Raw genomic sequence first — 7,450 nt, 5'->3', positions numbered from 1 at the left:
CTTTTAGATGGAAGACTGCGTATTGATAATAATGATTCGGAGCGTAGTATAAAACCATTTGCAGTTGGCAGAAAAAATTGGATGTTCTGTGCAACAACTAAGGGTGCTAAAGCTAGTGCAAATATTTATAGTATTATTGAAACTTGCAAAGTAAATAAGATTAATCCTTATGATTATTTAAAATATTTGCTGAATCATATTCATGATTATTCTGATCCAAAAGAGTTAGTAAATTTACTTCCATATAATATTGATAAAAAAATATCATCAAATTAAATTTTTTTTAGAATTATCAAAAAACTTAAGAAACCCAAAGAAAGGCGGATAATACTTGTCAAGATGGGGATATTTTAGCGTTTACTTTTTGATTATCTAATTCTTTTGTAACTCTGTTTCTTGTTTATACAATTTAGCAAATTCTTTATATTCAATCTCTATGAGGCTTTTAGCTATCATATTTTTTGATGAAAAATTACCATAATCAGTTCTTATTAGCCTGTTAACCTGTGAATTGAAGTGTGCAAAAACTTTTCTAATTTCATTATTCTTTCCTTCATATAATTTAATTCTATACCAAGTGTTAGAATTTTGTTTTTTATAAACCTCAACAAAAATAGGGCCATATTGAATATTATCTATTTTTATGCCTAATAATAACTCTTGAATCATATTTTTTGGCATGATTCCATATGCTTTGCATAAATAAATTCTTTTTAATTTAGTTGCTGGTAATTCTAATTTTCTTGCTAAGTCACCGTTGTTAGTTAATAAAATTAATCCTTCAGTATTATAATCTAATCTACCAACTGAAATAATTCTTCCAATATTTTTTGGCAGAATTTCAAATAATGTTGTTCTACCGAAGTTATCTTTATGACTTGTGATCACTCTTTTTGGTTTAAAATATTTCCATAAGAGTATTTTTGAAGGCTTAGATACAATAACATCATCTACATGTATAACATCTTCATCATTTACAAAATATATAGGTGAGTCTAATACGTGATTGTTTACTTTTACTCTATTTTTTGCAATTAATAATTCAGCATCCCTTCTAGAGCAAATACCATAATGAGAAAGCGCTTTAGTAATCCTAATTTGCGACATTTTAATAAAAAAACTTGAATATATTTACATATATTCAAGTTTATAAAAATTATAAAAAAGTTATCTAATAACAGTAACAGCTCTTCTATTTTGTCTGTAAGCTTCTTCAGTATCACCTATTACTGCTGGTCTTTCTTTACCAAAACTTATTACAATTAGTCTATCTGGATTAATGCCATGATTTACTAAGTATTTCTTAACACTATTTGCACGTCTTTCACCAAGTGCTAAATTATACTCAACAGTACCTCTTTTATCACAAAAACCTTCAATAACAAATTTTAGATGAGATTTTTCTTTCATAAACTCAACTTGTCTATCAAGAATAGTTTTTGCACTATCTGATAATTCTGAATTATCATATGCAAAAAATACTTTATCACCTACTTTTTTGTCTAGTTCTTCAAAAGTGGAATTTGGTATTGAATCTAAAGTACTGCTATTTACATCACTTGCTGATTGATGTGATTTGTTTTTACAACCAACTCCTGTAAGTAGGGCCATACTGCAAATAGTTAGTAATATTTTTTTCATTAGGTCTCCTTGTCTTTATATTATTTATACTCTCTGTAACACTCTAATATGTTTTATATGCTTGGTCAAATATATTTAGATTATAATTAATGACATTTTTATTTATAAAATTTTTTTATAGGTAGTAAATTTTGTTTATGAAAATAAATAACCTTGCAAGTATTCAACACCTATGTCAGCTAAATATCTTGCAGCTTTTTCGTTTTCCACATGTTCAGCAATAATCTCTAAATTTTGATTTTTGGCTAGCTTAATAAGCGTTTCTATAAATATTACATTATCTCTATTATCTGGCAAATCTTTTATATAATCTTCTCCTATTTTAATACTATCAACCTTCATATTTTTAAGTTGAGCGAAAGAACTATATCCTGAACCAAAATCATCTATAGAAATTTTACATCCAAGTTTTCTTAGCATATCAATGAAAAAATTTGCAGCTTTTAAATTTTTTATTACAGATGTTTCAGTAATTTCAACTACTAGTCGGTGATGAAAATCTTTTTTGTAAAATAATTGCTGAGCCAGTTCCATCCAATCATAATCAGTAATAGTTGCACCAGATATATTAATGTGAAGAATTAAATTTTATCCTCCTCTAATAATTTCAAAACACTAGTTAATGTAAACTGATCAATAAAACTGACTAAGCCATATTGCTCAGCAGCTTGAATATATGAAGATCCAGATAATCTTAATCCCTTTTCGTCTACTAACCGCAAAAGACATTCATAAAATAGATATTTTCTAGTTTTACTGTCCACAATAGGCTGAAAATCAAATTCTAGCTTTCTATTTTCATATGCTTCTAAGTAATTAGCTATTAAGTCAGTATTGTTAATATGTTTTTGAATTGTATTAAGTGATGTTCTATAAAAACTGTATATTTTTTTTTCACTACTACACTCAAATAATGCAGTTTGAGCTTGGCTATGTGTAATACTTATATCTTTTGAATTTGTGTGTTCTGCTAATCCTACCCTGGTCAAAAAAAACACATTTTGCATTTTTAAAAAGTTATCTCTTTTATTTATAAAGGTTATGATATTTTCTATAACATTTATAGTTAACTTCAAATTTTCATCAATAATAACAAAAATGAATGAGTTATAACTAATTTTTTCTAAAAAATACTCACCTTTAGCATGAAATTTGAATGCTTTACTTATTACACGATCTATAACATTGCAAATTTCTGAGCCATTATTCTGTTCTATAATACAAAGATTTTCAATTGATATAATACCTACATAAAATGCACATTTATCATTTAATTTGCAAAAAATATCAACTTTATTTAATGTCCTATTAGAAACATTCACCAATACTATTCAGATTATGTATTTACATTAAATATTCTATATTTTTTTATTAATTGCATCAAGATTTAATGAATATAAAAATTCCCTCAACTCTTGTCTTGCAGATATTACAGAAGTATTTAGTTTAATTAAATGCTTACAATTTTTTGCATCTAATAATGTTAGACCATTAAGAAATAATTCTTTAAACACAACTCTATCTCCTAATCCAGGCGACACATTGAATCCTAATTTTTTGCCAAGATAAGTAATTGCTTCTCCTACATTTTGTTTATTTTTAACATTTGTAGAGGAAAGTCTATTTCTAACAACAACCCAATCTATTTCCATTTTTTTCTTAAGTGCTTTTAATTTTTTTTGCTCCCATACCATAGCACTATAAATGCCTGGTATAGCTTTGCTATAATTAGTTGGATCTATTTTACCTAATAAATCAACATCAATAAAACTATCATTAATTGGTGTTACTATAGTATTTGCAATATAATGTGCATGTCTATTTAAGAGATTATCATTTCCTGGCGTATCAATTATTATAAAATCAAATTTGTTAATTAATTTATCTATTAAATTATTAAAATCGCCAATATCATCAGATGTAAATTCAACTGTTTGCAAATTATTAACACTCTTATTAAGTTTAAAATGTATAGGTAAACTTAATTTGATACCTTGAGAATCAAGAGTTCTTTTCCTATTTTCTATATATCTTGTTAAAGATGCCTGTCTTAAATCTATATCTAATGTGGCTACTTTATAGCCTAAGTTTAATAACGAAATAATTAAATGCATTGCGGTAGTTGTTTTACCAGAGCCACCTTTCTCATTTCCAAAAACAATTATATGTGTCATATATTATTTTATACTCTTCTTTATATAATTTAAAAGCTGTTCTTTATTCATTGCTTCTTCAACGCCAGAATTCAAATTTTTCAATATAAATGTTTTATTTTGCAACTCATTATCACCATAGATAATCGCAAAATCTACATTTAATTTATTAGCTTTTTGCATTCTCTTTTTTAATGAAATTTCATAATCAACTAAAGTTATAATATTCTCACTTCTAAAATCATCTGAAATTTTTAAACTTTTACTCTCTGCAAATTCTCCAATAGGTATTAAGTAAAGCGGTTTTTTATCTTGTAATTCGTTTGATGATATAGATAATAATTCCATCAATCTCTCGATTCCACCAGCAAAACCTGAAGCAGGAGTTTCTTTGCCTCCCATTGTAGATATTAAAGAATCATATCTGCCTCCTGCAATTACAGTTCCTTGGCTTCCTAAATCTTCAGTCATAAATTCAAATACAAAACCAGAGTAATAATCCATACCTCTCACTAATCTTTTCTCATGTTCAAATTCAATATCCAAGTCTTGCAAATTTAGCATTATTTTTTCGAAGGTAGATTTTGAATTATTATCTATAAAATTATATAAATTTGGAGCATCATCAAGTAGCATTCTCTCCTTTTCATTTTTTGTATCTAAAATTCGAAGTGGATTTTTTTCTAATCTTATTAAACTAATATCAGATAAATCATTTCTATATTTCAATAGATAGCTTTTTAAGGCTTCTTTATATTTATTTCTGCAATCAAAATTACCCAAGGTATTAATTTTTAATTTAATTTTATCAAGAATTTTTAAAGAATTTAGTATATCATAAGCAAGATTTATTAACTCAACATCAACTTTCAAACTATTTGAACCAATATACTCAAAATTTATTTGATGAAATTGTCTTAATCTACATTTTTGAGGTCTTTCATGCCTGAATAATGGGCCATAGCTAAATAAACGTAATGGCAAAGATTGAAGCATTCCATTTGATATAATAGATCTAACTATAGCTGCAGTAAACTCTGGCCTTAAGGTAATATTAGTTTTATCACGATCTAAAAAATGGTATGTTTCCTTATTAACTATGTCTGATGTTTCTCCGAGAGTCCTATGAAAAACCTCACTATTCTCCATTATAGGAGTCGCAATTTCATCAAAACAATATAGCTCTGCAAATTGTTTTGCATAACTAACTACATGATTAAATCGATCTATATCTTTATCATATAAATCTGCTGTCCCTCTAATTCTTTGTAATTTCATGTTAATTTGATATCATCAATATGATTTTTAGTATTACCCTATATCTTAAAAAAGTGCAAAAGTCATGTTTTTGCTAAATTACTTATTTTTAATCATACCAATACCTCTATCATAAATAAGAATTTCAAAAAAAGGTACTATAGCTCTTTGAAAGCTCTATGGAAGCTATCCTTAATAGGTGAATATAAATATTCCGCAAAACTTCTGGATCCTTTAACAATAAACACTGTTACTGGCATGCCAGGAAATAACTTAACATCCATATTTATTTTATCTAATTCCTCAGGAGTTATTTCAATTTTAGCCTTATAATAACCAGCAGGTGTGTATTTTGGTACTCCAGGTGCTACCATGCCAGGCATCTCTTTATCAAATTTATCAGCTGAAATATAAATCACTTTTCCTTCAATTCTAGGAACAAGACGAGCCTTATAGGCATTCAATTGTATTCTAGCAATACTTCCTACAGTTATACTATCTATTTCACCAGAAGGTATGAAAGCTTCTATTACTTGATTATCATCTTGAGGTATAATTTCTACCAAAGGCTTATCATTTTGACGTATAGCAGAGCCTATAGTATGCACATTTAACCCTGTAATCACGCCAGCATTAGGGGCAGTAATTGTGGTTCTTTCGTGTGCATCTTTGGCTTGAATATATTGGGCTTCGAGTGTAAGCAATTCTGTATGATTTTTTCTATATTCATCAGATAACCTTACATTTTGCTCATCAAGAAAATTAGATTGCTTACTATGAACTTCAGATATTCTATGCTGTAATGATGAGATTTTCGCCTCATCTTCTAAAACTTGTCCTTTATATCTTTGAAGTTCTACTTTAGTTTGTGATAAACTTGCTGAAGTCTCTAATTTTTTCTCATGCAAATTTTTCTTCCTAGAATATTCTTTTTCAATAGTATTAACATTTTCTTTATAGGCATTTATTCTTTCCTCAACTGACTTTATCTCTGATTCAGTTTGCTTTATTTGTGTATCATGAGTTTTTATACTATTTTCAATAAAAAGTTTATATGAATTAAATGAATTTTTTTGTGTATTAACTAATTCTAAAATCTTAGAATCTGATTTTTCAAGGTATTTGTTATCAAAATTTACTTGTATATTTGTAAAGTCTTTTGTATCTTTATTAATTTGATAATCTGAAATAAGCTTTAAACTTTTAGACAGCCTTTCATCAACAATAATAGCATACCTTAGTTGCCATAATATTCTTTCTAAATCAGATTTTGTTCTGGCTTCGTTAAGAATAATTAATGGCTGACCTTTTTGAACTTCATCTCCATCCTTTATTAAAATTTTCTCTATAACCCCACCACTTTCATGAAAAATTTGCTTTCTATGGTCACTTAAAACCACATATCCTTCTGCAATGGATGCACTGTCAAGTGGAGCAAATCCACTCCATACTCCAAAAAATCCTAAGGTAATAGCAACTGCAATTAAGCCAAATTTTATTGGAAATTTAATTTGCTTTGATATTTCTTTTTCATTATTTTCTACATAATTAGATTTTTCTAATGTTATTCCAAATAAAAAATCTTTAGTCTCCATTAAAAATTTTTTAAAAGATTTTATATCTAATATTTTATAATCTTTATATTTTTCAACTAAATTTTCTTCAAATTCATCTTTTACAGATATAGTTTTCTTTTCTTCACCATCTTTAAAAGCCACATCATCCTTAGCTTTTGATTGCTTTTTTGCTGTATTGTCATCAGAAATAACTTCTATATCTTCTTGCTGTATAATTTTTGTTTCTTCTTTATTCTTTTTAACCATGTTAATCTCCTTAAATTATGCCCCAATACCAGCTTGAGTAATTGATTGAGCTTCTTTTAATTTAGCTAATACTTCTTTTTTAGGGCCAAATGATCCAACCATTCCGTCTTTCATAACTAATATTTTATCAACTATACTAAGTATTGAAGTTTTATGTGATATGATGATTGTTGTTATTTCTTTTTCCTTAGCTACAGAAATTGCAGTCATCAGTGCTTCTTCACCTTGTGTATCTAAACTAGCATTTGGTTCATCTAATACAATAAATTTTGGTTCACCATAAAAAGTTCTAGCTAGGCCTATTCTCTGCTTTTGACCACCAGATAACATAGATCCATCAAGACCAACGCTTGAATCATAACCCTGTGGCAATTGTAATATCATATCATGCACTCCAGCAAGTTGTGCAGCTACTACAACATCTTCATAATGAGTATCACTATGCATTCTTGCTATGTTTTCTTTAACAGTACCTGAAAACAATTCAACATCTTGTGGCAAATAACCAACATGTGGGCCAAGTTCTTCTTTTTTCCAATCTTTCAAACTTGCACCATCAATCCTCACTGTCCCAAT

At 27.7% G+C, this 7,450-nt stretch carries 9 protein-coding genes; 1 reads left to right on the top strand and 8 read right to left on the bottom strand.

The window, feature by feature from the left end; all coding sequences use genetic code 11:
- A partial coding sequence (locus EIC27_RS05060; RefSeq protein WP_153183752.1) for a transposase domain-containing protein occupies positions 1-276 on the top strand: 276 nt, incomplete at its 5' end.
- A gap of 96 nt (positions 277-372) precedes the next feature.
- Here EIC27_RS05060 and EIC27_RS05055 read toward each other — a convergent pair.
- The 8 genes from EIC27_RS05055 to EIC27_RS05020 all read right to left on the bottom strand — a co-directional run.
- The gene (locus EIC27_RS05055) at positions 373-1,107 is read right to left on the bottom strand and encodes a pseudouridine synthase (RefSeq protein ID WP_126045024.1); all 735 of its coding nucleotides are present in this window, start codon (positions 1,105-1,107) and stop codon (positions 373-375) included.
- A gap of 60 nt (positions 1,108-1,167) precedes the next feature.
- Positions 1,168-1,641, bottom strand: a complete 474-nt coding sequence (gene pal / locus EIC27_RS05050; protein ID WP_126045023.1) for a peptidoglycan-associated lipoprotein Pal — start codon at positions 1,639-1,641, stop codon at positions 1,168-1,170.
- A gap of 135 nt (positions 1,642-1,776) precedes the next feature.
- Positions 1,777-2,208: an EAL domain-containing protein gene (locus tag EIC27_RS07925; RefSeq protein ID WP_276310336.1), complete on the bottom strand. Its 432-nt coding sequence runs from the start codon at positions 2,206-2,208 to the stop codon at positions 1,777-1,779.
- 14 nt (positions 2,209-2,222) lie between these two features.
- A complete protein-coding gene (locus tag EIC27_RS07920) occupies positions 2,223-2,963 on the bottom strand; it encodes an EAL domain-containing protein (protein WP_126045021.1) in 741 nt (246 codons plus the stop codon).
- 36 nt (positions 2,964-2,999) lie between these two features.
- Positions 3,000-3,815 carry a division plane positioning ATPase MipZ gene (locus tag EIC27_RS05035; protein WP_126045020.1) on the bottom strand — a complete coding sequence of 272 codons (816 nt, stop codon included), beginning with the start codon at positions 3,813-3,815 and terminating at the stop codon, positions 3,000-3,002.
- Positions 3,816-3,818: 3 nt separating this feature from the next.
- On the bottom strand, positions 3,819-5,072 hold the full coding sequence (hisS, locus tag EIC27_RS05030; protein ID WP_126045019.1) for a histidine--tRNA ligase: 1,254 nt from the start codon (positions 5,070-5,072) through the stop codon (positions 3,819-3,821).
- A gap of 137 nt (positions 5,073-5,209) precedes the next feature.
- A complete protein-coding gene (locus EIC27_RS05025; protein ID WP_126045018.1) occupies positions 5,210-6,874 on the bottom strand; it encodes an HlyD family type I secretion periplasmic adaptor subunit in 1,665 nt (554 codons plus the stop codon).
- 15 nt (positions 6,875-6,889) lie between these two features.
- Positions 6,890-7,450, bottom strand: a 561-nt coding sequence (locus tag EIC27_RS05020; RefSeq protein ID WP_162298342.1) for an ATP-binding cassette domain-containing protein, incomplete at its 5' end; no start/stop codon positions are given.

Origin of the sequence: Candidatus Aquarickettsia rohweri (genome assembly GCF_003953955.1) — a bacterium.
In the GTDB taxonomy this organism is placed as follows: domain Bacteria; phylum Pseudomonadota; class Alphaproteobacteria; order Rickettsiales; family Midichloriaceae; genus Aquirickettsia; species Aquirickettsia rohweri.
The sequence above is the reverse complement of the archived record's forward strand: the minus strand, read 5'-3'. Positions and strand labels throughout refer to the sequence as shown.